Origin of the sequence: Enterobacter cloacae complex sp. P18RS (assembly GCF_014982105.1) — a bacterium.
GTDB classification, from domain to species: Bacteria; Pseudomonadota; Gammaproteobacteria; order Enterobacterales; family Enterobacteriaceae; genus Enterobacter; species Enterobacter hormaechei_C.
Window position 1 is genome coordinate 1 of sequence record NZ_JADCKV010000036.1, and the last position, 25,607, is coordinate 25,607.

At 53.6% G+C, this 25,607-nt stretch carries 23 protein-coding genes and 2 pseudogenes; 11 read left to right on the top strand and 14 right to left on the bottom strand.

Annotation, left to right across the window (positions count from 1 at the left end):
• The 6 genes and pseudogenes from INF61_RS21610 to INF61_RS21635 form a co-directional block, all read right to left on the bottom strand.
• Positions 1-249, bottom strand: a pseudogene (locus INF61_RS21610) (Tat proofreading chaperone DmsD); the annotation flags it as partial.
• A 44-nt stretch (positions 250-293) separates the two neighbouring features.
• A complete protein-coding gene (locus INF61_RS21615) occupies positions 294-1,148 on the bottom strand; it encodes a dimethyl sulfoxide reductase anchor subunit family protein (RefSeq protein WP_063135124.1) in 855 nt (284 codons plus the stop codon).
• A 1-nt stretch (position 1,149) separates the two neighbouring features.
• Positions 1,150-1,767: a DMSO/selenate family reductase complex B subunit gene (locus tag INF61_RS21620; protein WP_017384545.1), complete on the bottom strand. Its 618-nt coding sequence runs from the start codon at positions 1,765-1,767 to the stop codon at positions 1,150-1,152.
• A 10-nt stretch (positions 1,768-1,777) separates the two neighbouring features.
• Positions 1,778-4,216, bottom strand: a pseudogene (gene ynfE / locus INF61_RS21625) (selenate/tellurate reductase subunit YnfE).
• Between the two features lie 130 nt (positions 4,217-4,346).
• A complete protein-coding gene (locus INF61_RS21630; protein ID WP_003857424.1) occupies positions 4,347-4,652 on the bottom strand; it encodes a DUF1161 domain-containing protein in 306 nt (101 codons plus the stop codon).
• Between the two features lie 117 nt (positions 4,653-4,769).
• Complete coding sequence (locus INF61_RS21635; protein ID WP_080340108.1) at positions 4,770-5,573, bottom strand: glycosyltransferase family 25 protein; 804 nt, start codon at positions 5,571-5,573, stop codon at positions 4,770-4,772.
• Positions 5,574-5,661: 88 nt separating this feature from the next.
• Here INF61_RS21635 and INF61_RS21640 point away from each other — a divergent pair, with 88 nt between their 5' ends.
• Positions 5,662-6,372, top strand: a complete 711-nt coding sequence (locus INF61_RS21640) for a YnfC family lipoprotein (protein WP_017384542.1) — start codon at positions 5,662-5,664, stop codon at positions 6,370-6,372.
• A 17-nt stretch (positions 6,373-6,389) separates the two neighbouring features.
• Here the strand turns inward: INF61_RS21640 and speG are convergent, their stop codons facing one another.
• Together speG and INF61_RS21650 are read right to left on the bottom strand one after the other, a co-directional pair.
• A complete protein-coding gene (gene speG, locus INF61_RS21645; protein ID WP_003857416.1) occupies positions 6,390-6,950 on the bottom strand; it encodes a spermidine N1-acetyltransferase in 561 nt (186 codons plus the stop codon).
• Positions 6,950-7,288: a DUF1283 family protein gene (locus tag INF61_RS21650; protein WP_006808856.1), complete on the bottom strand. Its 339-nt coding sequence runs from the start codon at positions 7,286-7,288 to the stop codon at positions 6,950-6,952. The genes speG and INF61_RS21650 overlap by 1 nt, the downstream gene beginning before the upstream one ends.
• 150 nt (positions 7,289-7,438) lie before the next feature.
• Between INF61_RS21650 and INF61_RS21655 the strand changes: the two genes are divergently transcribed.
• From INF61_RS21655 to INF61_RS21685, 7 genes are all read left to right on the top strand, one after another.
• Positions 7,439-7,765, top strand: coding sequence for a YnfA family protein (locus INF61_RS21655; RefSeq protein ID WP_003857412.1), 327 nt, complete (start codon positions 7,439-7,441; stop codon positions 7,763-7,765).
• Between the two features lie 111 nt (positions 7,766-7,876).
• The gene (gene manD, locus INF61_RS21660) at positions 7,877-9,091 is read left to right on the top strand and encodes a D-mannonate dehydratase ManD (RefSeq protein WP_017384541.1); all 1,215 of its coding nucleotides are present in this window, start codon (positions 7,877-7,879) and stop codon (positions 9,089-9,091) included.
• A 14-nt stretch (positions 9,092-9,105) separates the two neighbouring features.
• The gene (locus INF61_RS21665) at positions 9,106-10,125 is read left to right on the top strand and encodes a Zn-dependent oxidoreductase (protein WP_063659934.1); all 1,020 of its coding nucleotides are present in this window, start codon (positions 9,106-9,108) and stop codon (positions 10,123-10,125) included.
• A 73-nt stretch (positions 10,126-10,198) separates the two neighbouring features.
• Positions 10,199-11,584 carry an MFS transporter gene (locus INF61_RS21670; RefSeq protein WP_017694076.1) on the top strand — a complete coding sequence of 462 codons (1,386 nt, stop codon included), beginning with the start codon at positions 10,199-10,201 and terminating at the stop codon, positions 11,582-11,584.
• A complete protein-coding gene (gene uxaC / locus INF61_RS21675; RefSeq protein WP_193548118.1) occupies positions 11,581-12,987 on the top strand; it encodes a glucuronate isomerase in 1,407 nt (468 codons plus the stop codon). The genes INF61_RS21670 and uxaC overlap by 4 nt, the downstream gene beginning before the upstream one ends.
• Before the next feature lie 27 nt (positions 12,988-13,014).
• Positions 13,015-14,553 (top strand): MFS transporter, encoded by a 1,539-nt coding sequence (locus INF61_RS21680; protein WP_193548119.1) that lies wholly within the window; start codon positions 13,015-13,017, stop codon positions 14,551-14,553.
• A gap of 223 nt (positions 14,554-14,776) precedes the next feature.
• Positions 14,777-16,240, top strand: coding sequence for a mannitol dehydrogenase family protein (locus tag INF61_RS21685; protein WP_032669995.1), 1,464 nt, complete (start codon positions 14,777-14,779; stop codon positions 16,238-16,240).
• A gap of 44 nt (positions 16,241-16,284) precedes the next feature.
• Here INF61_RS21685 and ydfZ read toward each other — a convergent pair whose 3' ends face one another.
• Complete coding sequence (gene ydfZ, locus INF61_RS21690) at positions 16,285-16,488, bottom strand: putative selenium delivery protein YdfZ (protein WP_003857405.1); 204 nt, start codon at positions 16,486-16,488, stop codon at positions 16,285-16,287.
• A gap of 287 nt (positions 16,489-16,775) precedes the next feature.
• Between ydfZ and INF61_RS21695 the strand changes: the two genes are divergently transcribed.
• Entirely contained in the window at positions 16,776-17,207 is a 432-nt protein-coding gene (locus INF61_RS21695) for a universal stress protein (protein ID WP_015570611.1), read from the top strand.
• A gap of 35 nt (positions 17,208-17,242) precedes the next feature.
• Here INF61_RS21695 and INF61_RS21700 read toward each other — a convergent pair whose 3' ends face one another.
• Positions 17,243-17,929, bottom strand: coding sequence for a GntR family transcriptional regulator (locus INF61_RS21700; protein ID WP_003857403.1), 687 nt, complete (start codon positions 17,927-17,929; stop codon positions 17,243-17,245).
• Positions 17,930-18,019: 90 nt separating this feature from the next.
• A complete protein-coding gene (gene ydfG / locus INF61_RS21705; RefSeq protein ID WP_015570609.1) occupies positions 18,020-18,766 on the bottom strand; it encodes a bifunctional NADP-dependent 3-hydroxy acid dehydrogenase/3-hydroxypropionate dehydrogenase YdfG in 747 nt (248 codons plus the stop codon).
• A gap of 143 nt (positions 18,767-18,909) precedes the next feature.
• On the opposite strand from ydfG, the gene dcp reads away from it, so the two are divergent.
• A complete protein-coding gene (gene dcp / locus INF61_RS21710) occupies positions 18,910-20,943 on the top strand; it encodes a peptidyl-dipeptidase Dcp (RefSeq protein ID WP_015570608.1) in 2,034 nt (677 codons plus the stop codon).
• A gap of 260 nt (positions 20,944-21,203) precedes the next feature.
• On the opposite strand, the gene INF61_RS21715 is transcribed toward dcp, so the two are convergent.
• A complete protein-coding gene (locus tag INF61_RS21715; RefSeq protein WP_015570607.1) occupies positions 21,204-22,262 on the bottom strand; it encodes a YncE family protein in 1,059 nt (352 codons plus the stop codon).
• A gap of 164 nt (positions 22,263-22,426) precedes the next feature.
• Here INF61_RS21715 and fhuE point away from each other — a divergent pair, with 164 nt between their 5' ends.
• Complete coding sequence (gene fhuE, locus INF61_RS21720; RefSeq protein WP_047736566.1) at positions 22,427-24,595, top strand: ferric-rhodotorulic acid/ferric-coprogen receptor FhuE; 2,169 nt, start codon at positions 22,427-22,429, stop codon at positions 24,593-24,595.
• Between the two features lie 5 nt (positions 24,596-24,600).
• Here the strand turns inward: fhuE and INF61_RS21725 are convergent, their stop codons facing one another.
• Both INF61_RS21725 and INF61_RS21730 read right to left on the bottom strand, forming a co-directional pair.
• The gene (locus INF61_RS21725; RefSeq protein ID WP_053337473.1) at positions 24,601-24,822 is read right to left on the bottom strand and encodes a hypothetical protein; all 222 of its coding nucleotides are present in this window, start codon (positions 24,820-24,822) and stop codon (positions 24,601-24,603) included.
• Between the two features lie 92 nt (positions 24,823-24,914).
• Complete coding sequence (locus tag INF61_RS21730) at positions 24,915-25,418, bottom strand: DUF1543 domain-containing protein (protein ID WP_023296544.1); 504 nt, start codon at positions 25,416-25,418, stop codon at positions 24,915-24,917.
• Positions 25,419-25,607 lie beyond the last annotated feature (189 nt).

The following is a 25,607-nucleotide window of genomic DNA, read 5'->3' on the forward strand; positions in this document are numbered from 1 at the left end:
GGGCAGGGCATACGGGCCAATAAACAGACGCTGCCAGGCGTCTTTCAACGCTTCATCCGATGGGGTCTTAAACATACTGGCGACAGGCAGCAGATTTCCCTCCGCCAGCGGCCAGTCCTGAACCCAGTCACCTGCGGTCAGGGCACTCACCAGCGGCGCGGTCTGCTCGCTGTCTGGAGCGAAATAAAACAGCGCGCCCAGTACCCGGGCGCTGAACGCGAACGATTCGCGGTGTGAGACGTCATTCATTACAACTTTCCTTACTTGCGCGCGGGTAGCCCCGCGCACCTGTGTTAACCTGCAATTGCTAACCCTGCGGTCATATGCAGACCATAAAATAGCCCACGGCCAATCAGTTCACCCAGCGCCACCAGCACGACACCTGCAAACAGGCCGAGCGTTTTTGGCTCCTGACGACGAATCAGCGGGTAGATCCAGCAGCCTAAACCCGCCGCCAGCAACGCGATGCGCCATACCTGAAGCGAACCATAATCCGGAAGCAGGGCGTTAGCCTGCTGGATGGAACTCTGTATTGTCCCCAGCGTATTGCTTTGCAACACGACGACCGCCACGCAGACGATAAGTGCCAGTACGCTGACTGACGCGGCAAGAGTACCTTTGAATGTCACGTTTGCGACGCGCAGCAGCAGCGCGGCCAGTAGAGGACCAGCCAGAACCATCGTCAGGAAGAAGCTCAGCGTGGTGTAACCCGTATACCAGGTCGGGACAGTCTCAATCTGATAGACCCGGGTCATCGCCCAGACAAAAACGATGCCCAGGATCTGGCTGACAACCAGCCAGATTTTGCCCAAAGCTGGGGGCATTTTACCGATAACCGACACCAGCCACCAGAAACCGCCCACGGCAAAGAAGATCGAACCCGCCGCGATCTCATTACTCAGCGCTGACGCGCCCACGCGGTTAAGCGAGTTGAAGGCACGCAGCGGGGAGCCAAGATGCAGTACCGAGGCCATAAACCCAATACCCATTACCAGCCAGAGAAAAAACAGGCTGCGCACGATGCGCATTCTGGCCTTGTCATCATTTTCCTTAAGCCAGACGAAGCCCATCACGATTAACGCGCCGGCCACGCACTGCCCGAAAACGGTGAAGATCACCAGCGGCCATTCATGCCATCCACTTCCCATCTCACACCTCCTTCGGGTTTGCCAGGTAGCCGGTGGTGTCACCCGTCGGACGGCTGTTGGCGTTAGGTTTAATCACAATACTCGGCTTTGTGAAGTGCGCAGACGGCAGCGGCGCGACGGCAGCAAGCTGACCGTGTTTTTTGCGCAGCTCCTCAATCGGGCCAAAGTCCAGCGCGCGCAGCGGGCAGGATTCGACGCAGATGGGCTTTTTGCCGTCCGCCACGCGGCTGTGGCAGCCGTCGCACTTGGTCATGTGGCCTTTGGCGGCATTGTACTGCGGCGCGCCGTACGGGCAGGCCATGTGGCAGTAGCGACAGCCGATGCAGACATCCTCGTCCACCACCACAAAACCGTCGTCGCGCTTGTGCATTGCCCCGCTCGGGCAGACCTTGGTGCAGGCCGGATCTTCGCAGTGGTTGCAGGCAATCGACAGGTAATAGGCGAAGACATTCTGATGCCAGACGCCGTTGTCCTCCTGCCAGTCGCCGCCCGCGTATTCATAAATACGCCGGAAGCTGACGTCCGGGGTCAGGTCTTTGTAATCCTTGCAGGCCAGCTCGCAGGTTTTACACCCGGTGCAGCGGCTGGAATCAATAAAAAATCCATACTGGGTAGTCATCGGTTAATCCTTATGCCTTCTCGATCTGCACCAGGTTCGTGTGCTGCGGGTTGCCTTTCGCCAGCGGTGACGGGCGGTGCGTGGTCAGGGTATTGATGCAGGAGCCGTGATCGACACGATCGCCGTTCATGTTGGCGTCATGCCAGGCGCCCTGGCCCATCGCGCTTACGCCGGGCATGATGCGCGGGGTGACTTTCGCGGCAATACGCACTTCGCCGCGGTCGTTGAAGACGCGCACCATATCCCCGTTTTTGATTCCACGTTGCTCCGCATCCACAGGGTTAAGCCACACCTCCTGGCGACAGGCGGCCTGGAGCACATCCACGTTGCCGTAGCTGGAGTGGGTACGGGCTTTAAAGTGGAAACCGAACAGTTGCAGCGGGAACTTGCTGCGCTCGGGCGCGTCCCAGCCTTCAAAGGTTGAGGTATAGACCGGCAGCGGGGTGATGGTTTCGTCTTTTTGCAGTTCCCAGGTTGCCGCAATATCCGCCAGCTTGCTGGAGTAGATCTCGATTTTGCCCGACGGGGTTTTCAGCGGATTGGCATCCGGATCGTCACGGAATTTTTTATAGGCCACAAAATGTCCGTTAGGATCTTTGCGCTTATAAATACCCATTTTTTTCAGCGCATCGTAGGATGGCAGCAGCGGATCTTTGGCGACCATTTTGGCGTACAGGTAGCGCAGCCACTGCTCCTGCGTACGGCCTTCGGTGAATTTCTGATGGATATCCGGTCCGAGGCGTTTCGCCACTTCACTCATGATCCAGTAGATGGGCTTGCGCTCGAACTTCGGGGCGGTAACCGGCTGGAGAAAAATCAGGTATCCCATGTTGCCGGCGTAATCGTTGGGGATGATATCTTCCTGCTCGACGGTCATCAGGTCCGGCAGAACAATATCGGCATACTTCGCGGACGAGGTCATAAAGTTGTCGATGACGACGATCGTTTCGCACTTGTTCTCATCCTGCAAAATGTCGTGAGTTTTGTTGATATCGGAGTGCTGGTTGATGATGGTATTACCCGCGTAGTTCCAGATGAACTTGATCGGCACATCGAGCTTATCTTTGCCGCGTACGCCGTCGCGCAGGGCGGTCATCTCCGGTCCACGGGCAATGGCATCCGTCCAGCTGAAGCAGGAGATTTGCGTTTTCACCGGATTTTCCGGCAGCGGCATGCGTTCGATGGTGATGGTGTAGGTCGATTCGCGCGCGCCGCTGTTGCCGCCGTTAATGCCGACGTTGCCGGTCAGGATCGGCAGCATGGCGATGGCGCGGGACGTTTGCTCCCCGTTAGCCTGACGCTGCGGGCCCCAGCCCTAGCAAATGTAGGCCGGTTTCGCCGAACCGATTTCACGGGCCAGCTTAATGATGCGATCGGCAGGGATGCCCGTTATGCGAGACGCCCACTCAGGGGTTTTCGCGGTTTTGTCATCACCCTGGCCGAGAATATAGGCTTTGTAATGACCATTAGCCGGTGCGCCTTCCGGCAGGGTTTTTTCGTCATAACCCACGCAGTATTTATCGAGGAAAGGTTGATCGACCAGATTTTCATTAATCAGCACCCACGCAATACCTGCCACCAGCGCGGCATCGGTGCCCGGACGAATCGGGATCCACTCGTCTTCACGCCCTGCGGCAGTGTCGGTGTAGCGCGGATCGATAACGATCATCCGCGCGTTTGACCGTTCGCGCGCCTGCTCAAGGTAGTAAGTGATCCCGCCGCCGCTCATGCGCGTTTCCGCCGGATTATTGCCGAACATCACGACCAGTTTGGTGTTTTCGATATCCGATGTGCTGTTGCCGTCGTTGCTGCCGTAGGTGTAGGGCATTGCGCAGGCGATCTGCGCGGTGCTGTAGGTGCCGTAGTGGCTGAGGAAGCCGCCGTAGCAGTTCATCAGGCGCGCGACCAGCGAGGCATAAGGGGAGGAGCGGGTGATGTTGCCGCCTACAATTCCGGAGGAGTAGTTAATGTAGACCGCTTCGTTGCCGTATTTTTCGACCACGCTTTTCAGGCTCGCGGCGATGGTGTCCAGCGCTTCTTCCCAGGTGATACGCTCAAACTTGCCTTCTCCGCGTTTGCCCACGCGTTTCATCGGATAGTTCAGACGGTCTGGGTGATTAATGCGACGGCGAATTGAACGGCCTCGCAGACAGGCGCGAACCTGATGGTTGCCGTAAATATCCTCGCCGGTATTATCCGTTTCAACCCAGTAGACTTCGTCATCGCGAACGTGCAGACGTAGCGCGCAGCGGCTACCGCAGTTTACCGAGCAGGCGCCCCAGACAACTTTGTCTTCTGCGGGCTGAATAGCGGACTGCACAGCGGCGGCGGCGCTTTTCAGACCAAAAGGTAATGCGATCCCACCGGCGGCAAGCGCAAGGGATCCTATGGCAGTAGATTTAACCAGAGTTCGACGGCTTATACCGCCGTGATGTTCAACTTCGGACATAACTCACCCCATCATTGTTAATAATTATTTTCACCCGTGACTACAACCGGGCTAATGATGGGGGGAGTGTTACTTATTTAGAGGTATTAAATATTAATCCTCGTCAAATCAGGGGAATTGAGTGGGAAAATCATTGCGGCTCAGCGGGCGCATTCTCTTGCGTACCTGCGCCGCTCACCGGGTAGTTGCCGCTACTGGTGCGGGTGTACAAAATTTTGAAAGTATCGTTGGCACAATGCCCAACGACCTGCGCATCCGGCTGATCGGCCTGATCGTTCGGGACGATGTTCAGGGTAAAGCCAGACTCCGGTACGCCGTTGTTGATAATCTTCTGCTGAATGTCGCTTTTCACGCGCTCGCAGGAGTCCGGGGCCGCAAGAAGAGCGGGTGAAGCACTCATTAACAGCAGGGCGGTAATCCAGGGTAACCGTTTCATCTGTAGCTCCTTTTCACTGTGTGGACTGTAAGCATAGCAGGGTTAGGGTAAGCTTTTGTTTTTGGACCTGTCTTTCTGAATTGTCCTGGAGCCGTAATCATGTTGAAGAATGTTAGATTACCCTTTGCCCTGATCGATTATTTGATTCAATAAAGGAGTTATGGCTCTTCGATAACGGTGGCGAAGCTTTGCAGCTAACGGCCTTTCCCGCATAAGTAAATTCCAAATTTTTTTCTTTTTGGCATCCAGCATGGCATCACCTTTTGATTCATTAATTGTTGAAACATTGGCTTCTTCGGAAAGGCGTACTGGATAAGGTACTATAGAGTGAATTTTAGCCAGTGATAGGTCTTCGAATAAACTCCATTTATCGGCAACCATCCATACAGGATAAAGGTTATCCAGAAGGCTTCTAGCAGCTTTTTGATTGATAATGTATGCATGAGTAGTCGTGGCATGCTGAGTCTTATGTATATTATATGAGCCGAAAATGTGTTTGAACGGTTTTTTGTAATATTTATTGACTCGACTCAGAAGAAGTATCTCAGGTTTTGTTTTGCTGAGCGTAACGCTATTAAGTATCTCACGCAGATCGCTGTTTAGTACAACATCATCCTCAAGGATAAGAGCGGCGTCGATATTTTCATCTATTATTCTTTTGTATATTTTTTGATGGCTTAATGCACAACCCACTTCTCCCGGGAGAAAAGCATAATTTGTCTCCCGTGTGACATTTCTTAGTTCAGTTTCAGTCATTTTTCGACCATCTACTGCTTCAATAAACTCGTATGCAATGTTCAATTCGGACAATTGACATTCCATTTTCGCACGACGTTCGAGCGAGTGTTTGAGATTGACTATAAAAGTTCTCATCCTTTTAGCGTTCCTTAAAGACTTAATAGCTGGGCCAAATTCATACATTTTACCAGTATTCGAACCAATTCAACATCGCTACCATACTATTTGCTACTATGAGTGCCACAATCCTTTCATTCTTTTGGTAAATGATGTGAATAAATACGCAGCGATAACGCTACTGGCAACGGTACTGGTGGGATGCGACAACAACACCGCGCCGCTGTCATTTACGCCGGAGATGGCGAGTTTTTCGAACGAGTTTGACTTTGATCCTCTGCGCGGGCCGGTGAAGGATTTTACCCAGACGCTGTTCAACGATAAGGGTGAAGTCTCTAAACGTGTGACCGGCACGATGTCAACGGAAGGGTGTTTCGATACGCTTGAACTGCACGATCTCGACGCTAATACGGGCGTTGCGCTGGTGCTGGATGCTAACTACTACGTCGATGCGGAAACCCAGCAGCAGAAGGTAAAGTTGCAGGGAAAATGTCAGCTGGCGGAACTGCCGTCTGCCGGCCTGACGTGGGACACCGACGATAACGGGTTTGTGGTTGCCGCGCACAGCAAAGAGATGGAAGTGAAGTACCAGTATGACGCCGACGGCTACCCGCTGGGTAAAACTACGGTTTCCGGCGACAAGCGTTTATCGGTCAAGTCGGTGCCGTCGAAAGATCTGCGCAAGCGCATGGATTATACGGCGGTAAGCCTGTTGAACGATAAACCGATGGGCAATGTAAAGCAGAGCTGTGATTACGATCGCCATAATAACCCGGTGAGCTGTGAGCTGGTGATCACCGATGACAGCGTCAAACCTGCCGTTGAGCACAAGTACACCATCAAAAACAGCATTGAATATTATTGAGAATAAAACCGCGCAGGTTACTGCGCGGTGGGTTTAAGCAGGCTGGCGGAGGAGGACTTATGCCCGGCCAGATGCTGATGCTGGAAAATGCACATGCGGATGGTGTTACGGTATTCGCCGTTAATAAAGAACTCATGGATCAGTTCACCTTCCACCATAAAGCCCAGCTTACGGTAGATATGAATCGCTTTTTCGTTCTCTTTGTCGACGATAAGGTAAAGCTTGTAGAGATTCAGGACGTTAAACCCGTAATCCATCGCCAGCTTTGCCGCCCGGGACGCAAGACCTTTCCCCTGGTGCTCCGGTGAAATAATGATCTGAAATTCCGCCCGACGGTGAACGTGGTTGATCTCAACCAGTTCAACCAGCCCGGCTTTCTCACCTTCGCACTCCACCACAAACCGGCGTTCACTCTGATCGTGGATATGCTTGTCGTAGAGATCGGACAGCTCGACAAACGCCTCATAAGGCTCTTCAAACCAGTAGCGCATCACGCTGGCATTGTTGTCGAGCTGGTGAACAAAGCGTAAATCTTCGCGCTCCAGCGGACGGAGCTTAACGTCACACGGCGTCGACATTACGGTGCTACCGTGCGGCCAGTGCGACGATCCAGACAGCGCAGGGTGTTAGGCTCCCAATAGGCGTTGACGTTGGCACTTTGCTGGCATTTGTCGCGGGCATCAAACGCGACGTCTTCTTTATCCCACTCTTTTTCCACACGCTTATTCACTTTCTGACGCAGGCTGCGGGTGTCATTCCATTGTTCTTTGTCCATGGCGGCGTTCTGACGGCTTTGCGCGCTGTCACCAGACTCAATGATGAGTTTGCTGGTTTCGGCTGATGCCGTTGCGGCGAAGGCGAACGATGACAGCGCCAGTACGGCTGTCAGACAAAGGCGTTTGCTTAATGTAGTCATAGCGTTTCCTTTAAACGGGTGCAGACAATCGGATTACCCCGTTGGATTCTACACCAATCCGAAAGGGTGTCATACCCGCGCGGCAGGTATGGGAACGATGTGAACATTATCGCGTATGATGTCTAAATCAATCCTCACGAAACGAGAAAAATGTTCAAAACGACGCTGCTTTTTTTCGCGACCGCGCTGTGCGAAATCATCGGATGCTTTTTGCCGTGGCTCTGGCTAAAGCGGGGCGCTTCCGCGCTGCTGCTGATCCCGGCGGGTGTGTCCCTGGCCCTTTTTGTCTGGCTGCTCACCCTGCATCCGGCCGCCAGCGGGAGGGTATATGCGGCCTACGGCGGAGTGTACGTCTGTACCGCGCTGCTGTGGCTGCGCGTTGTCGATGGCGTCAGGCTAAGCCTGTATGACTGGGCAGGCGCGCTGATTGCCCTGTGCGGCATGTTGATCATCGTGGCCGGTTGGGGACGCGCATAAGCGTCTTTATAGTGTGATCGCCCGCTGATTTTACGATCATTATACTTGTATGGTAGTAGTGTAGTTGCGTAAATTTCCTGCATCACAACGAGCGATGTAAGGAAATGGATTATGAAGATTGTCGGGGCTGAAGTATTTGTCACCTGCCCGGGGCGTAACTTTGTCACCCTTAAAATCACCACCGATGAGGGCATTGTCGGCCTGGGTGATGCCACGCTGAACGGACGTGAACTTTCCGTTGCCTCCTACCTGAAAGATCACCTGTGCCCTCAGTTGATTGGCCGCGATGCGCACCGCATCGAAGATATCTGGCAGTTCTTCTATAAAGGCGCTTACTGGCGTCGTGGTCCGGTCACCATGTCAGCGATTTCTGCCGTGGATATGGCGCTGTGGGACATTAAGGCGAAAGCCGCGAACATGCCGCTCTATCAGCTTCTGGGCGGAGCCTCCCGGGAAGGGGTGATGGTTTATTGTCACACCACCGGGCACACCATTGACGACGTGCTGGAAGATTATGCCCGTCATAAAGAGATGGGCTTCAAGGCAATTCGCGTGCAGTGCGGCGTGCCGGGAATGAAAACCACCTACGGCATGGCAAAAGGAAAAGGGCTGGCGTATGAGCCAGCGACCAAGGGCGCCTGGCCGGAAGAGCAGCTGTGGTCCACTGAAAAATACCTCGACTTCACGCCGAAACTGTTCGACGCAGTGCGCAGTCAGTTCGGCTTCAATGAACATCTCCTTCACGACATGCACCACCGTCTGACGCCCATCGAAGCGGCGCGATTCGGCAAAAGCATTGAAGAGTACCGTCTGTTCTGGATGGAAGATCCGACTCCCGCTGAAAACCAGGAGTGTTTCCGCCTGATCCGCCAGCACACCGTCACGCCAATTGCGGTGGGGGAAGTGTTCAACAGCATCTGGGACTGCAAGCAGCTGATTGAAGAGCAGCTCATTGACTATATCCGCGCCACCATAACCCATGCGGGCGGCATCACCGGGATGCGTCGCATTGCGGACTTTGCCTCACTTTATCAGGTGCGTACCGGCTCACACGGCCCGTCGGATCTGTCGCCGATTTGCCACGCCGCGGCGCTGCATTTTGACCTGTGGGTACCGAACTTTGGCGTGCAAGAGTATATGGGGTATTCGGAGCAGATGCTGGAAGTGTTCCCGCACAGCTGGCGCTTCGATAACGGCTATATGCACCCGGGCGACAAGCCAGGGCTGGGCATTGAGTTTGATGAGAAGCTGGCGGCGAAATACCCGTACGATCCGGCTTATCTGCCGGTGGCCCGTCTGGAAGACGGCACCCTCTGGAACTGGTAAACGAGGAGCGAATGATGAAAAGCGTAGTGATCCAACAGCCGGATGTGCTGGTGATTGAAGAGCGTCCTCTCCCGTTGCCGGGCGCAGGCGACGTCCGCGTCAAAATTAAGCTCGCCGGTATTTGCGGTTCAGACAGCCATATCTATCGCGGGCATAACCCGTTTGCGAAATACCCGCGGGTAATCGGTCACGAGTTCTTTGGCGAAATAGACGCGGTTGGCGAAGGCGTGGAGGGCACCCGACTGGGCCAGCGCGTTTCGGTTGATCCGGTGATCAGCTGCGGGCACTGCTACCCATGTTCCGTTGGAAAACCGAACGTTTGTACTTCGCTGGTGGTGCTGGGCGTCCACCGTGACGGCGGCTTCAGCGAATACGCCGTGGTGCCGGCGAAAAATGCCTGGCGCATTCCGGATGCGATCCCTGACCACCACGCGGTGATGGTTGAGCCATTCACCATTGCCGCCAACGTAACGGGGCAGGCGAAACCCACCGAACAGGATGTGGCGCTGATTTACGGCGCAGGCCCGATGGGGCTGGTCACCGTGCAGGCGCTGAAGGGCGTTTACAAGGTGAAGCAGGTCATCGTGGTGGATCGCATTGATGAGCGGCTGGAGATGGCGCAACGCAGCGGCGCAGACTGGGTCTTCAACAACGGCGAGCATTCTTTACAGGCCGCGCTGGATGAAAAAGGCATCAAGCCGACGTTAATCATCGATGCTGCCTGTCATCCGTCCATTTTACAGGAAGCGATTACGCTGGCGTCTCCGGCGGCGCGCATCGTGCTGATGGGCTTCTCCAGCGACCCGAGCCAGATTGTGCAGCAGGGGATCACCGGCAAAGAGCTGTCGATCTTCTCTTCGCGCCTGAATGCCAACAAATTCCCGGTGGTCATTGATTGGCTGGAAAAAAGGCTGATCGACCCTGAAAAACTGGTCACCCATACATTTGACTATCACCACGTTACAGACGCCATCGAACTGTTTGAAAAAGACCAGCGGCAGTGCTGCAAAGTCTTGCTCACGTTCGACCAATAATAATTCACGCGGTTAAGAGCCTGCGAAGACAGGCTCTCAGTGGTACGCATCTTACCTTGCAGAGATAGCCATTATGACTCAAGCACAACCTCAAAGAAGTACGTCAGATCTGGTGAAAGCCGCCGTATCTGGCTGGCTGGGCACCGCCCTGGAGTTTATGGATTTCCAGCTCTACTCCCTTGGCGCCGCGCTGGTGTTTCATGAAATTTTCTTCCCTGAGCAGTCCGCGGCCATGGCGCTGATCCTGGCGATGGGCACCTACGGCGCAGGCTACATCGCGCGTATTGTCGGGGCATTTATCTTCGGCAGAATGGGCGACAGAATTGGCCGTAAAAAAGTGCTGTTTATCACCATCACCATGATGGGGATCTGCACCACCTTAATCGGCGTCCTGCCAACCTACGCGCAGATCGGGATTTTCGCACCGGTGCTGCTGGTGACGCTGCGTATTATTCAGGGGCTGGGCGCGGGGGCTGAAATCTCCGGCGCAGGCACCATGCTGGCCGAATACGCCCCGAAGGGTAAACGCGGCATCATCTCCTCGCTGGTGGCCATGGGCACCAACTGCGGGACGCTGAGCGCCACGGCGATCTGGGCCGTGATGTTCTTTGCCCTCGATCGTGAAGAACTTATTGCCTGGGGCTGGCGCGTGCCGTTCCTCGCCAGCGTGGTGGTGATGATCTTCGCCATCTGGCTGCGTATGAACCTTAAAGAGAGCCCGGTGTTTGAGAAGGTAAACGATGCCGAAGCCGTTGCGCCGGTTGCTGCGCAGGATACCTCGGTCGGCGCGATGTTTAAGAGCAAATCGTTCTGGCTGGCGACGGGGCTGCGCTTTGGTCAGGCCGGTAACTCTGGGCTTATCCAGACCTTCCTTGCCGGGTACTTGGTACAGACGCTGTTATTTGATAAGGCGATCCCAACCGATGCGCTGATGATCAGCTCGATTCTTGGCTTCGTCTCCATCCCGCTGCTGGGCTGGCTGTCCGATAAAGTGGGGCGCCGTCTGCCATATATCATCCTTAACATTTCAGCCATTATTCTGGCTTACCCGATGCTGTCGATTATCGTCGATAAGAGTTACGCGCCGGGCGTGATTATGCTCTCTATCATCGTTATTCATAACTTTGCGGTGCTCGGGCTGTTTGCGCTGGAAAACATCACCATGGCGGAGATGTTTGGTTCGCGAAACCGCTTTACCCGCATGGCGATCTCCAAAGAGGCGGGCGGTCTGGTGGCGGTAGGCTTTGGTCCAGTGCTGGCGGGGATCTTCTGCAATATGACCGGGTCCTGGTGGCCGATTGTGGCGATGCTGGTGGCGTACTCGCTGATTGGGCTGGTCTCCGCTTTGCTGATGCCAGAAGTGCGCGACCGCGATTTGAGCCTGGTGGAAGATGCAGCTGAACCCCTGCGCCAGAGCGATACCGCAGCGAAGCAGCGGAAATATGGAGCCCTGTCATGAGTTTTATTAACGATAACTTTATGATTGGCAATGCGAGAGGTGTTGAACTTTATCGCAACGTCGCGAAAGCGCTGCCAATTATTGATTATCACTGTCACCTGGACGCGAAAGATATCTTCGAGAATAAAAATCTCGATAATATTGCCGAACTCTGGCTGGCTGGCGATCATTATAAATGGCGCGCCATGCGCGCCAACGGTATTGACGAAAAATACATTACGGGCGATGCCCCGGCGGAGGATAAATTTGCGGCATGGGCTGAAACGGTCGAAGCGAGCTATGGAAATCCGCTCTATCACTGGACTCATTTAGAACTTCACCACTATTTTAACTGTGACGAACCGCTGGGCAGGCATAACTGGCGTGAAATAATGGAGCGCTGTAATCTGCTATTGCAGCAGCCTGATTTTACGCCGAGGGAACTCATTAAACGCTCCAGGGTAGAAGTTATTTGCACGACAGATGCTCCGCTTGATGATTTACGCTACCATCAATTATTGCGTGATGACGCGACGTTCAACGTTAAGGTATTACCGACCTTTCGTCCGGACGATGTTTTTGCGCAAAACGCGGAACAGTTTGCCGACTTTATCGATCGATTAGGTGAGACGACAGGATCTAAAATCCAGACATTCAGCGATTTTGTTAAGGGAATGAGCCAGCGTATTGCCTGGTTCCACGAAATGGGGTGCCGAATTTCCGATCACGGACCCGTGGAGATCCATTCTCAGTCAGCAGATGAAAGACAGGTTGAATCCGTGTTTGCCCGAAAGCGCCGGGGTGAAAATCTGGACGCCCGTAATAATGCGATTCTTGACAGTGCCATTTTTATTATGCTGGCGCATAATTACAGGCAGCATAACTGGGCAATGCAGATACACTTCGGTGCGATTCGCAATAATAATTCCCGCATGTACCGTTCTTTGGGTAGTAATACTGGTTTTGACTCGCTGACCGATCAGTCGAATCTTGCGGCCAATCTCAACCAACTCCTGGATGCAATGACGCAGGCTGAAGCTTTGCCCAAAACCATTCTATATAACCTCAACGCCAGCTATAACGATATTGTCGCGTCGACTATCGCTAATTTTCAGACTGCGGAATTGGGCGTTAAATCGCCGATACAGTTTGGCTCCGGATGGTGGTTTAACGACACTCAACGCGGAATGGAAAACCAGCTACATAGCCTTGCGGATCAGGGGCTATTAATGAATTTTGTCGGTATGTTAACCGATTCCCGTAGTCTGGTTTCGTATACTCGCCACGATTATTTCCGACGTATTTTGTGCAATATCATTGGTGGCTGGGTGGAGCGTGGTGAAGTTCCGGATAATAACGCCATCCTAACGAAGATGGTTAAAAATATTTGCCATGATAATGCTGAAAACTATTTCAGATTCTAAATTCTACTCACTGAGTGGGGATGGAACATGTCTCGTACTGCAAAAAAAATTACTATTCCGGTTAGTATCGGCTACGGACTAACGGATATTATGGGCGGCGGTGCCTTTACCGTTATCGGCGCCTGGTTATTATTCTTCTATACGACATTTGTTGGGTTGTCACCGGTTGAAGCGGCGTCTATTGTTGCTATAGCGCGCATTGTCGATGCTATCGTTAGTTTGTTTATGGGAAGTTTCACTGACCATTTTTACAAAAACTATTTTGGTAAAAAATTTGGTCGCCGACGTTTCTTTTTGCTGATCGGTGCACCGTTGATGCTGGTCTATGCATTGCTGTGGCTTGATGGCATGACATACGGTTTTTATCTCGCCGTCTATCTAGCATTTGAAATTATTGCTGCAATGGTACTGATCCCGTGGGAAACGTTACCGTCAGAAATGACAAAAGACTTTAACCAGCGGACCAAACTCTCTACCTGTCGCATGTTTCTTTCAGCGTCCGGGACGTTTCTGGCGACATTTATTCCTGGATTACTGATCGGCTATTTCGGGGAAAACAGCGCCCATGCCTACCTCATAAACGGCGTTATTTTTGCTGTACTGTTTATGGTATGTGTATTCATCTCGTGGAAAGTGACCTGGGAACGCGAGTTGACGCCGGAAATGCTCTCCGGGCTGGAAAAAAACACACGCCCACAAACAGCAGGGGAGAAGCTGGCTGCCTTTGGACGACTTTTTAAGGAGTATGGTTCCACCTTGAAAATCCGGGCCTTCAGGAAACATCTCGCCATCTATCTGCTGTCGTTTACCGGCAAAGATGTCTACAACACGGTATTTGTATTTTTCTGCGTGTACTGTCTGAATGTCTCTTCCTCACTGGCAGGCACGCTGCTGTCGATGAGTATTGTGGGGCTGCCCGTCACGTTAATTGCGGGTATAGGGATCATCAGATATGGGCCATCAAAGCTATATGTATTTGCCTATTCACTGATGTTGCTCTGTTTGGGGGGCTTCTTTGCCGTGTACCAGATCCCTGCGCTGAATACCGTCGCGACGCTGGTCATTCTGGCCGGGGTGTATCAGGTGGGGCGCTGCGTCCTTGAGTTTACACCGTGGAATGTGTTCCCGTTCATTCCAGATATCGATGAAATGGTCAGCCGTCAGCGTCGTGAGGGACTGTTTGCCGCGGTAATGACATTCTCCCGAAAAACCACGGTCGCTATTGCCACCTTTATTGTGGGTCTCCTGTTACAAAGCGGCGGATTTGTAAAAGGGAGCCAGACGCAGCCAACCGAAGCCATCCATACCATCGCAATGCTGATGTTCATCGGCACTGCTGCCTTGCTTATCCTGGCCCTGTGGCAGGCTCTGACATTCAACCTGAACAAGCGTACGCACAAAATCTTTGTGGATGAGCTGGATCGCCTGAAAGCCAACGGCTCTCCCCAACGCGTATCCGCCGAAGCTCGCCGGGTCGTGGAAGATTTAACAGGCTATTCCTACGACAGGTTGTGGCGTGAGCCGACGGTCCGGTCCGGCGAGCAGACGATACGCACCCCTGTATGATCTGGTTTATATCTTTTGCCAGATGTCACACAACTTTATTTTTATATCACACCACTTGGCCGAAAGTTAATGTAAATCAATGTTCATGGCAGCATAACCAGTATTGTGATCGGCAGGATAAAGTAATGACACTGCCATTCTAGTTGGTTTAGTCAACCGGCGCAGCCGCACTGTGACCAGAGCGGCTGCGGATCTCAGCGTTCATAATTAACGAGTCTCAATCATGGAAAACCGTTTATTACAGGCGAAGGCAACGCGTCCTCAGTACGATCGCGACAGCCTCAAGGCACGCATTGTTCATTTAGGGTTTGGCGCGTTTCACCGTGCGCACCAGGCGGTGTACACCGATATACTCGCCGCAGAACAGGGCAGCGACTGGGGTTACTGCGAAGTTAACCTGATTGGCGGCGAACAGCAGATCGCCGATCTGAAGGCACAGGATAATCTTTATACCGTAGCAGAGATGTCTGCCGATGCGTGGACGGCGCGCGTGGTCGGCGTCGTCAAAAATGCGCTGCATGCGCAGGTCGACGCCCTTGAAACCGTGCTGGCGGCGCTGTGCGATCCGCAGGTCGCCATTGTTTCCCTGACCATCACCGAGAAGGGATATTGCCACTCCCCGGCAACCGGACAACTGATGTTCGATCATCCGTTAATCGTTGCCGACCTGCAAAACCCCCATCAGCCGAAATCTGCGCCAGGCGTAGTGGTTGAAGCGCTGGCGCGGCGTAAGGCGGCGGGGCTGCCAGCATTCAGCGTGATGTCATGCGATAACATGCCGGAAAACGGCCACGTGATGCGCAATGTCACCTGCGCCTACGCGCGCGCTGTTGATGGCGAACTGGCCGACTGGATTGAAGCGAACGTCACCTTCCCGTCAACCATGGTGGACCGTATTGTGCCCGCCGTCACGGCTGAAACGCTGGATAAAATTGAACAGCTGACCGGCGTACGCGATCCGGCAGGTGTCGCCTGCGAGCCGTTCCGCCAGTGGGTGGTTGAAGATAATTTCGTCGCCGGACGTCCACAGTGGGAAAAGGCCGGTGCGGAACTGGTTTCTGATGTCATTCCGTTTGAAGAGATGAAGCTGCGTATGCTTAACGGCAGCCACTCGTTCCTGGCCTATCTCGGCTACCTGGCCGGTTATCAGCACATTAACGACTGCATGGAAGATGAACATTATCGCGCAGCCGCGCATGCGCTGATGCTGAAAGAGCAGGCGCCGACGCTGAAAGTGAAGGGGGTGGATTTAGCTCACTATGCCGACCTGCTGATCGCACGTTACAGCAATCCGGCCCTGCGCCACCGCACCTGGCAAATCGCCATGGACGGTAGCCAGAAATTGCCGCAGCGGATGCTCGATTCCGTGCGCTGGCACCTTGTCCACCAGAAACCCTTCCCGCTGCTGGCCCTCGGTGTTGCGGGCTGGATGCGTTATGTCGGCGGTGTGGATGAGCAGGGTAACGCGATTGAGGTGAGCGATCCGCAGCTGGCGGTGATTCAGGCGGCGGTAAACGGTAGCGCTGAAGGCGAAAGCCGCGTTAGCGCGCTGTTGGGCATTGAGGCTATTTTCGGTAACGAGCTGCCGAAGGACGCGGTGTTTGTGGCTGCGGTCATGCAGGCCTATCAAACGTTGCTGCAAAAAGGCGCGAAGGCCACGGTTGCTGAGTACGCCTCCCGGCTTTAACGCGATGACATGCCGCCGTCCGCGGCGGCATGTCGGGGCGCAGCTTAGTGCATCCCCAGGCGAATCAGCTCAATCGGTTCGAACTTACCTTCGCATCCTTCGACTTCAACCGTTTTACCACGACGCACCTGCTCGGCATTAAGGCCGTCGCTGTGGATCGCTTTAATCACGCCGAACTGGCCTGTGCCGCTAATCATGACGCGGCTGCCAGTGGTGATTGCATTTCGGTTACGGTCGTATGTCATCATGGTATTTTCTCCTCTCGTACTTATCCGTTACGGCGCTAATTCAACGGCTGCCGTTCACGGGGCACTATTAATACGCCTCTCTTTAACGAAATTATTTGCTTTTGATCAAGCTCACACTTTTTTCTTATTTCATGCAGGCGTTGACGGTTCAGGACACCACTTTACAAAGCGGACAGTTATTTTCCTTAATTGATAGTTTCCGGGTGCAAGTGTTTAGGCTTTGTTTATATCCACAATGTCATTCTGGAGGCAGAAAATAACCCTTCATCGGAAAGGGAGTCAGGCTTATGTATAAGAAAATTTTGATGCCTGTTGATGTGTTTGAAATGGATTTGAGCGATAAAGCGGTACGCCACGCGGTCAACCTCGCGAAGGCGGAAGGCGCGACGATCACCCTGGTCAACATTCTCCCTAACAGCAGCCGTTCGTTACTGCGGGGGTTCAATGCCGATATTAAGAAGTTCGAAGAGTATATGACCGCCGAGTCTGATAAGAAGATGAAGGCGCTGAAACGGCTCTTTGATATGTCCCCGGACAATATTGACTGTGAAGTTCGCTTCGGCAACGTACGCGATGAAATCATCAAGCTCAGCAAAGAGGGGAAATATGATGTCATTGTTATCGGATCAAAAAATCCGAGCATTACAACCCATCTGCTGGGTTCAAATGCTGAAACTATTCTGCGCTACGCCACTATTCCGGTATTAGTGGTCCGCTAATTACTTCGCCGCAACCGAAAGGGGGCGGCGAGGTTTTATTCTTCGCTGAACCACTCGCGGTTTTCCTGGCGAATTAACTGAACTGACTCACTAATTTCCTGAAGGTGAAGCGTCATCGCTTTATCTACGGCTTCCACGTCGCGTTTTTCCAGCGCGCTGAAAATATCATGATGCTGGCGCAGCAACATCTCTGGCGGAGAAACATGGTCGAGGCTCATGTAGCGCACGCGGTCGATGGTAGCTTTGATGTTTTCGACGGTATCCCACGCGAGCTGGCACTCGGCGATCTGCGCCAGTTTCTGGTGGAACTCGTCGTCCAGCTGGAAAAAGTCGTTTAACTGTTTGCGGTCGATGGCGATTCGTTGCTGATGCAGGTTTTGCTCCAGCAGGTAGCACTGGTTATCGTTGATGAGCGACGCGGCGCGACGCACCACGGCGCACTCGATGGCCTGGCGAACAAAACAGCCATTCCGTACCTGCGAAAGCGAAATTTTATTTACGTAGCTGCCGCGCTGAGGGCGGATCTGAATAAGGCCGTTTTCTGCGAGCTTAATAAACGCCTCACGTACGGGTTGACGGGAAACGTCAAAACGTACCGAAACCTCTTTTTCTGAGAGTGGCGTTCCCGGTGGGATCAGGCAGCGAACAATATCACGGCGTAAGATGCGATATATTTGCTGATTAACGGGCTGGGTAGGATTAAGTTGCGATTCAGCGGCCATGGGTTGTGATTTCTCAGAGAGTTAACCTGAACATACTACCATTCTTTTCCCTGCCATCACATACCCGGCCCGCAGGCCGGGCAGGGTAAATTAACCGCGATGCACGCTTAGTCCGGCATAGGTCTGGCTGACGGGCATCATCTCAACCGTATTGATGTTGACATGCTTCGGCAGATTCGCGACCCACCAGACGGTTTCGGTGATATCTTCCGGCGTCAGCGCATTCGCGTTTTCATAGGTTTTATCCGCTTTCGCGTCGTCGCCTTTGAAACGCACGTTGGAGAATTCGGTTCCGCCTACCAGACCCGGTTCAACATCGGTCACGCGGATCGCGGTTCCGTGCAGGTCGGTGCGCAGGTTCAGGCTGAACTGGCGGACAAAGGCTTTGGTCGCGCCATAGACGTTGCCGCCCGCGTAAGGCCAGCTTCCGGCGGTGGAACCGATGTTAATGATATGGCCACGGTTACGTTCAACCATGCCCGGCAGCACGGCGCGGGTCATGTACACCAGCCCTTTGTTGTTGGTGTCGATCATGTTTTCCCAGTCTTCCACGCTGGCTTTGTGGGCAGGCTCCATGCCCAGCGCCAGGCCGGCGTTATTGACCAGCACGTCAATTTCACGCCATTCGGCAGGCAGGTTGGCAATCATCTCTTCGATGGCGGCGCGGTTGCGGACGTCCAGCTGCGCGGTCAGAATGCTGTCACCCAGCTCGTCTTTTAGCTCCTGCAAACGCTCCTGACGACGCCCTGTTGCAATCACTTTGTGTCCGTTGGCGACGAAGCGACGCGTGATGCTTTCACCAAAACCCGCTGTCGCCCCGGTAACTAAAATAATCATCTCACTGTTCCTCAACGCTTTTTGTGTTGTACTAACATAGCACGCTCTCCGGCACGTCGTTAAGGCAACATTTGTATGACGCCATTGCAGGCCGGCGCAGGCTGGCCTACTCTGGGGAGAAATACCGTGCTCAGGAGTAAACGATGTCGGTCAACAATCCTTTTTTTGAAATTAGCCTGTTGCCTTATCAGGCGCCACGTTTTGATGCGATTAACGACAGCCATTATCGTCCGGCATTTGATGAAGCAATGCGCCTGAAGCGTGCAGACATTGACGCGATTATCGCGCAGCGCGCCGCGCCGGACTTCGACAATACCGTGCTGGCGCTGGAAAAGAGCGGGGCCATGCTGTCGCGCGTGAGCAGCGTGTTCTTCGCCATGACGTCCGCACACACCAACGATGATCTTCAGGCACTGGACGAGCAGTTCTCCACCGAACTGGCCGGGCTGGCGAACGATATCTGGCTAAACGATACGCTTTTCGCCCGCGTGGAAGCCGTCTGGCAGGATCGCGAGGCGCTGGATGCCGAATCCCGACGACTGACGGAGGAGATGTATCAGCACTTTGTTCTTGCTGGCGCGCGTCTGAATGCCGATGAAAAAGCCGAGCTGAAAGCCCTGAATACCGAAGCCGCCACCCTGACCAGCCAGTTCAACCAGCGCCTGCTGGCGGCGAACAAGGCGGGAGGGCTGGTGGTGGACGATGTTCACCAGCTTGACGGGCTCAGTGCGGAGGAGGTGGCTGCCGCGGCTCACGCTGCCGCAGAAAAAGGGCTGACGGATCGCTGGCTGATCCCGCTTTTGAATACCACGCAACAGCCCGCGCTGGCGGCGCTGTCGTTGCGCGAGACCCGTAAAAAGTTGTTCAGCGCGGGCTGGGAACGCACTCAGAAAGGCGACGAAAACGATACGCGCGAGCTGATCCGTCGGCTTACCGGGTTACGGGCAAGACAGGCGCAGCTGCTCGGCTTTGACAACTATGCGAGCTGGAGCATTGCCGATCAGATGGCGAAAACGCCGGAAGCCGCGCTCGAATTCATGCGCGGGATAGTTCCTGCGGCACGCGGCAGGGCCGCGCTGGAGCAGGCGGATATTCAGAAGGTCATCGACGACGAGCAGGGTGGTTTTACGGTACAGGCCTGGGACTGGGCGTTTTATGCCGAACGCGTGCGCTCAGCGAAATACGCGCTGGATGAGTCGCAGATCAAACCCTATTTCGCGCTCAATACCGTGCTGGAAGATGGCGTATTCTGGACCGCCACGCAGCTGTTCGGTATCCGCTTTGTCGAGCGTTTCGATATTCCGGTTTACCACCCGGATGTTCGCGTGTGGGAGATTTTCGACCACACGGGTGAAGGCATGGCGCTGTTCTACGGCGACTTTTTCGCGCGTGATTCCAAAGCGGGCGGCGCGTGGATGGGGAATTTTGTTGAGCAGTCTTATGAGTTTGCCGCGCGTCCGGTGATTTATAACGTCTGCAACTATCAAAAACCGGCGAACGGGCAGACCGCGCTAATCTCCTGGGATGATGTGATTACCCTGTTCCACGAGTTTGGCCATACCCTGCATGGCCTGTTTGCCAGCCAGCGCTATGCCACGCTTTCAGGCACCAACACGCCACGTGATTTCGTTGAATTTCCTTCGCAAATCAATGAACACTGGGCCAGCCATCCCCAGGTGTTTGCGCACTTTGCTCGTCACTATCAAACAGGCGAACCGATGCCGGATGCGCTGCGGGAAAAAATGCTCAATGCGACCCAGTTTAATAAGGGTTATGACATGACGGAGCTATTGAGCGCCGCGCTGCTGGATATGAACTGGCACGGCATTCAGGAGCCCATTGAAGACGTGGAAGCCTTTGAAGCCGCCGCGTTGAAAAAAGAGGGGTTGGATCTTCCAGCCGTACCGCCGCGCTATCGCAGCAGCTATTTCGCCCACATCTTCGGCGGCGGCTACGCGGCAGGGTATTACGCCTATCTCTGGACGCAGATGCTGGCGGACGATGGATATCAGTGGTTTGTCGAGCAGGGCGGTTTGACGCGCGTGAACGGACAGAAATTCCGCGAGGCGATTTTGTCCCGCGGCAACAGCACTGATTTAGCTGAACTTTACCGGAACTGGCGCGGGCACGATCCGAAGATCGAACCGATGCTGGAGAATCGCGGATTGAGTGCGTAAGGCTTTTTAGTGTGGGAACAGAACCGGGCGCGAGGCCCGGTTTTTTCTTTCCCAAAATGAATCCTTAATTCTGCGAAATTTGCAGGAGGATAGGGGCCAGCTTCACGTAGCTACACCTTTACTTTTACCCAGTAAGGATCCCCGCGACTTTAGAACATCTGGCGCTTTAACCCGGCTTTATCCGTTGGCCGGACTAAAGATACTGCTTCAGCGTCCACGTTTATAAGTCAGCCATCCCTCACAGGATGGCTGTATATTGTTTAATTTAATGAAATACGAACCACACTATCCGGGCCTTTCGTCGTATTGTCGTCATTGAAGTCCTGCTTCACGGTTACGTATAACGTTTTACCGTCCGGTGTTACCAGAAGACTGTTGGGATGGCTGGTGAACGTCCAGCTGTTTTTCACAGCATAGCTCCCGGCGTCAAGCTGCAACACCTTCCTGGATTCGCGCTGAGTGATGAAAATTTCGTTGCGCTCAGCGTTAAACTTTATTCCCAGCGCATCGCCTTTAAGACGCTTGATAACTTTCCCGCTGCGCTCATCAAATACCAGTGTGGTTTTGGCTTTTGAATCATCAGTCACGAACAGGCGCCCGGTGGCCGGATCTTCTGCCATATTCAGGAACAAATACGCTTTTTTATCTCCCGGCGTCCAGCGCTGTTCGATTTTATACGTCTCCGGGTTAATCACCAGAATTTCACCGCCGCCATTGGCGGCATAAAGGCGGTCTGTCAGCGGCGAATAAATAATCCCCGTCACCCATTTCCCGGCATTTTCGATTCGGGCTTTTAGCGTCATGGTGTTGGCATCAACCACGGAGATAAACCCAGGGTCGGCAACGCCGCCGATAAACAGTTGTCCCTGGTGGAAGAGGATTTCACGCGCACCAACCGGGTCGCCATCCTTGTCTTTGCCTTCAAACATCAGGCGCTGTAGCACCTTGCCGCTTTGCACGTCCACTTTCGATACCCCGCCATCAAGGGTGTTGGTGGTGTAGTAGACCTTGCCATTATCGTCCGCTGCCATGCCGAAGTTTTTCAGGTCGGTGTGGGTTTCACCTTGCGTGGCAAGCGTTGTGGGATCCAGTTTAAAGAGCACCCCGCCATTGACGTTTTTGAAACTCTGTGCGCTCGCAACGTACAACGCGTTTGCCGTTGGGGAGTAAACCATCTCATACAGACCGTCAGCGAGTTCGCGCTGCTTAAGCTCAGCCGAACCCGGGAGGGCTGCTGACGCCGTTGCGCTCAGGGTTAACGCCGCGGTAAGAATGCTTAAGCCCCATGTCTTTCCTTTTAGCCAATGGAATGTGTTCATTTTTTGTTCCTGTCATGCGCGAGCCGCGCTGATTTTGATAAATATACATTTATTTACATTTAACTTACAAAATTACCTGTGCATAATAAAGCAAATAATTATCATTTCCATTCTTATTTGGATGAATGATTTGCACATAACGACAACAACAGACAGGTAACATGATGATTTTTAAAGGCAGGGCTAATCGCGCGAAAGCGCCCGCAGGGTTAATTCCTGCTTCCTTCTCACTTTCACTGCTTGCGCTGGCAATGTCCGCCGTCATGCACCCGGCACAGGCGGATGAAAATACGCAAGAACAAGAGATGGTTGTCTACGGTGACGGGAACGGGAGCGCCGACTCGCAGCAGGATTATGCGGTAAAAACCACGCGTTCAGGCACCAAAATGCTGCTGACCCCGCGCGATATCCCCCAGTCAGTCAGCGTCGTGACGCGCCAGCGTATGCAGGATCAAGACCTGCAAACCATTGACCAGGTACTTACCAATGCCACCGGCGTTTCGTCGCAGCAGGTTGATAGCGAGCGTTCCAGCTACTTTTCCCGCGGCTTTGAAATCACCAATTTCGCCTACGATGAGATCCCCACATCAATGGGCGACGCGTGGAACTTTGGCGATGCGCAGGAAGATACTGCCATTTATGATCGTATAGAGATTGTGCGTGGCGCAAACGGCCTGATGACCGGCGCTGGCGATCCGGGAGCAACGGTGAACATGGTGCGTAAACGTGCCGACAGTAAAACCTTCAGGGGCAACGTCAGCGCAAGTTACGGAAGCTGGAACAAACAGCGTTATGTGGGCGACATCTCCGCGCCCCTCAATTCCGACGGCAGCCTGCGTGGGCGCGTCGTGGCAGGTTATCAGGATCAGGACAGCTGGCTCGACAGATATGGCAAGCGCAAGAAATTTCTCTATGGCGTCATTGCAGGCGATGTAACGGAACACACGACGGCCTCGCTGGGCTGGGACTATCAGCAAACAAACACAGCCAACCCGACCTGGGGCGGATTACCCAGCCTGTACAGTAACGGCAGCCGTACCCATTACGATCGCAACGTCAATACCTCGGCAGACTGGACGGGATACTCCGTTGAGTCGCGTAAAGTTTTTGCTAACCTCACCCACAACTGGGATAACGGCTGGTCGGTGCGTTTCAATGGAACCCACGGCGAGCAAACGTTCAATGATACCCTGCTTTATGTGATGGGCAATCCGGACGCCACCACCGGAGAAGGCGCATCAGGCTGGGGTAGTAAGGATCGCGGCAAGCGCACTCTGGACGCCTTTGATGCCTACGCCAGCGGGCCTTTTGAACTTCTCGGGCGTCAACATCAGCTGATGGCCGGAGCCAACTATAGCCGACAGCACAATGCTACCTTCAGCAAAGACGGGCCAATGGACAGTGCTCAGATTGGCATCTTCAACAACAGCTGGGACGGCAGCGTGGCCGAGCCGGAGTGGGGCGACTGGTATCAAAATGCGGATGATATCGTGCGGCAAAAATCGGCGTATACGGCGGCACGCCTGTCGCTGGCGGATCCGTTGTCGCTAATCGTTGGCGCACGTTATACCCAGTACAGCTCAGATGGCAGCAGCGGCGATATGCGTAAATACAACACCACCCCTTACGGCGGGCTGGTGTATGACATCAACGACAGCCTTTCCGCTTACGCCAGCTATACCTCAATTTTTGCCCCGCAAACCAAACGCACGAAAGAGGGGGCATGGCTCTCTCCCGTCACCGGTAAAAATTATGAAACCGGCCTGAAGGCAGACTGGATGGACGGTCGACTGACCACCAACGTTGCCGTATTCCGCATAGAACAGGAGAACGCGGGGGAGGAAATCAGCGGGGTATTCGTTAATGGATCCAGCGAACAAGCTTATCGGGCAACCAAAGGCGCAGTGAGCAAAGGGGCGGAATTTGAGGTGAACGGTGCCGTTACCGACAATCTACAGCTTACCTTCAGCGCGACCCGCTATGTTGCCCGTGATTCAGATGGCCGCTTCAACAGCTTTGCGCCGCAGACGCAGCTTAAGCTGTTCAGCCGTTACCGCGTCCCGACGCTTCCGGATCTGACCGTAGGCGGCGGCGTGAACTGGCAGAATCAGGTGTACAAAGATGTCACCGGTCCGGACGGCGAGACGCAGCGCCTCTATCAGGGCAGCTATCCGCTCGTCGACTTGTTCGCGCAGTATCAGCTGACGAAACAGCTGGCGGTGCAGGCAAACGTTCGTAACCTGTTCGACCGCGAATACTACTCCTACCTCGATGACTCTGCCGTCTATGGCGAACCGCGTAGCGTCTCGGTAAGCATGAGTTACACATTCTGATCTAATCAGCTTATCGCTATCCTGGCCATCACCTGTTCCGAAATGCGCTTCGGCCCCACCAGCGGCAACGACACGGCGATGGCCGCCATGCCATTGCCATCCTGGTAACGAATAATGTGCCGGTTTGAACGGGTGACGAGCCTGGTGCCGGAAACATTGGGCCAGTTAAAGAAGACGTATGTTGGATATGCAATAAAACAGCCAGACGCAAAAGCGTAAATATTCAATGAACAGGACGCCCTCAGACTCGAGCGGCATCCTGAGCAATACTAAAAGGGGACCTGTTTCATCCTGAAGCAATGCGTCTCTTTTTGCAGTTTCATGCGCCTATCGGTAAATATCCCTGCCACTCTGGAAGATCGCGATGCCCTGTATCGCAGGGTGTCAGATGAATAAACAACCCTCCAACCTTTTCAAGCAACAGGCAATCATCAACCTCTTTTAAATTATCCTTATGTTGTTGATCGACACCGCAAAGTAGCGTTAGTAATGCTTTCTCCTTAGCCTGCCGGGCATTTTCGGCGACGAACAGATCATATTCGTGCAGTTCTGCAAGCGTATCCGGCCTGTAACCACCCGCATTGACGAAAAATAATCTCTTCGTAGACTGGGGCGGCTCCGGGGAAAGCGTGACAGAGTATCCGTCGGCCCACGTGATACGGCTATAGCCGTCTATATGAATTTTATCACTATCACCAAACCATGCTTCACGCAGTGCAGGCCAGGCATCATTGGGCTTACGTGCCGCCACAAACTGGATGTCGTGGACTTCAATATTGGATTTACCGGCATTTCCGCCGACATAAAACATATACAAATTCATACAACCCTCAGAAGTTATTTAATCGCTATATATTTAACTATATAGCGAGTTGGGCTACAACTGTGCAAAAGACATTGATGACAATGAGTTCAAGATTCTTCTACGCAAAGCCACGAGGAGTTTACGCAGCATGTTTCATGAACAATTGCCCACATTTGGATGACAACATCTGACTAAGTCGACCAAGCA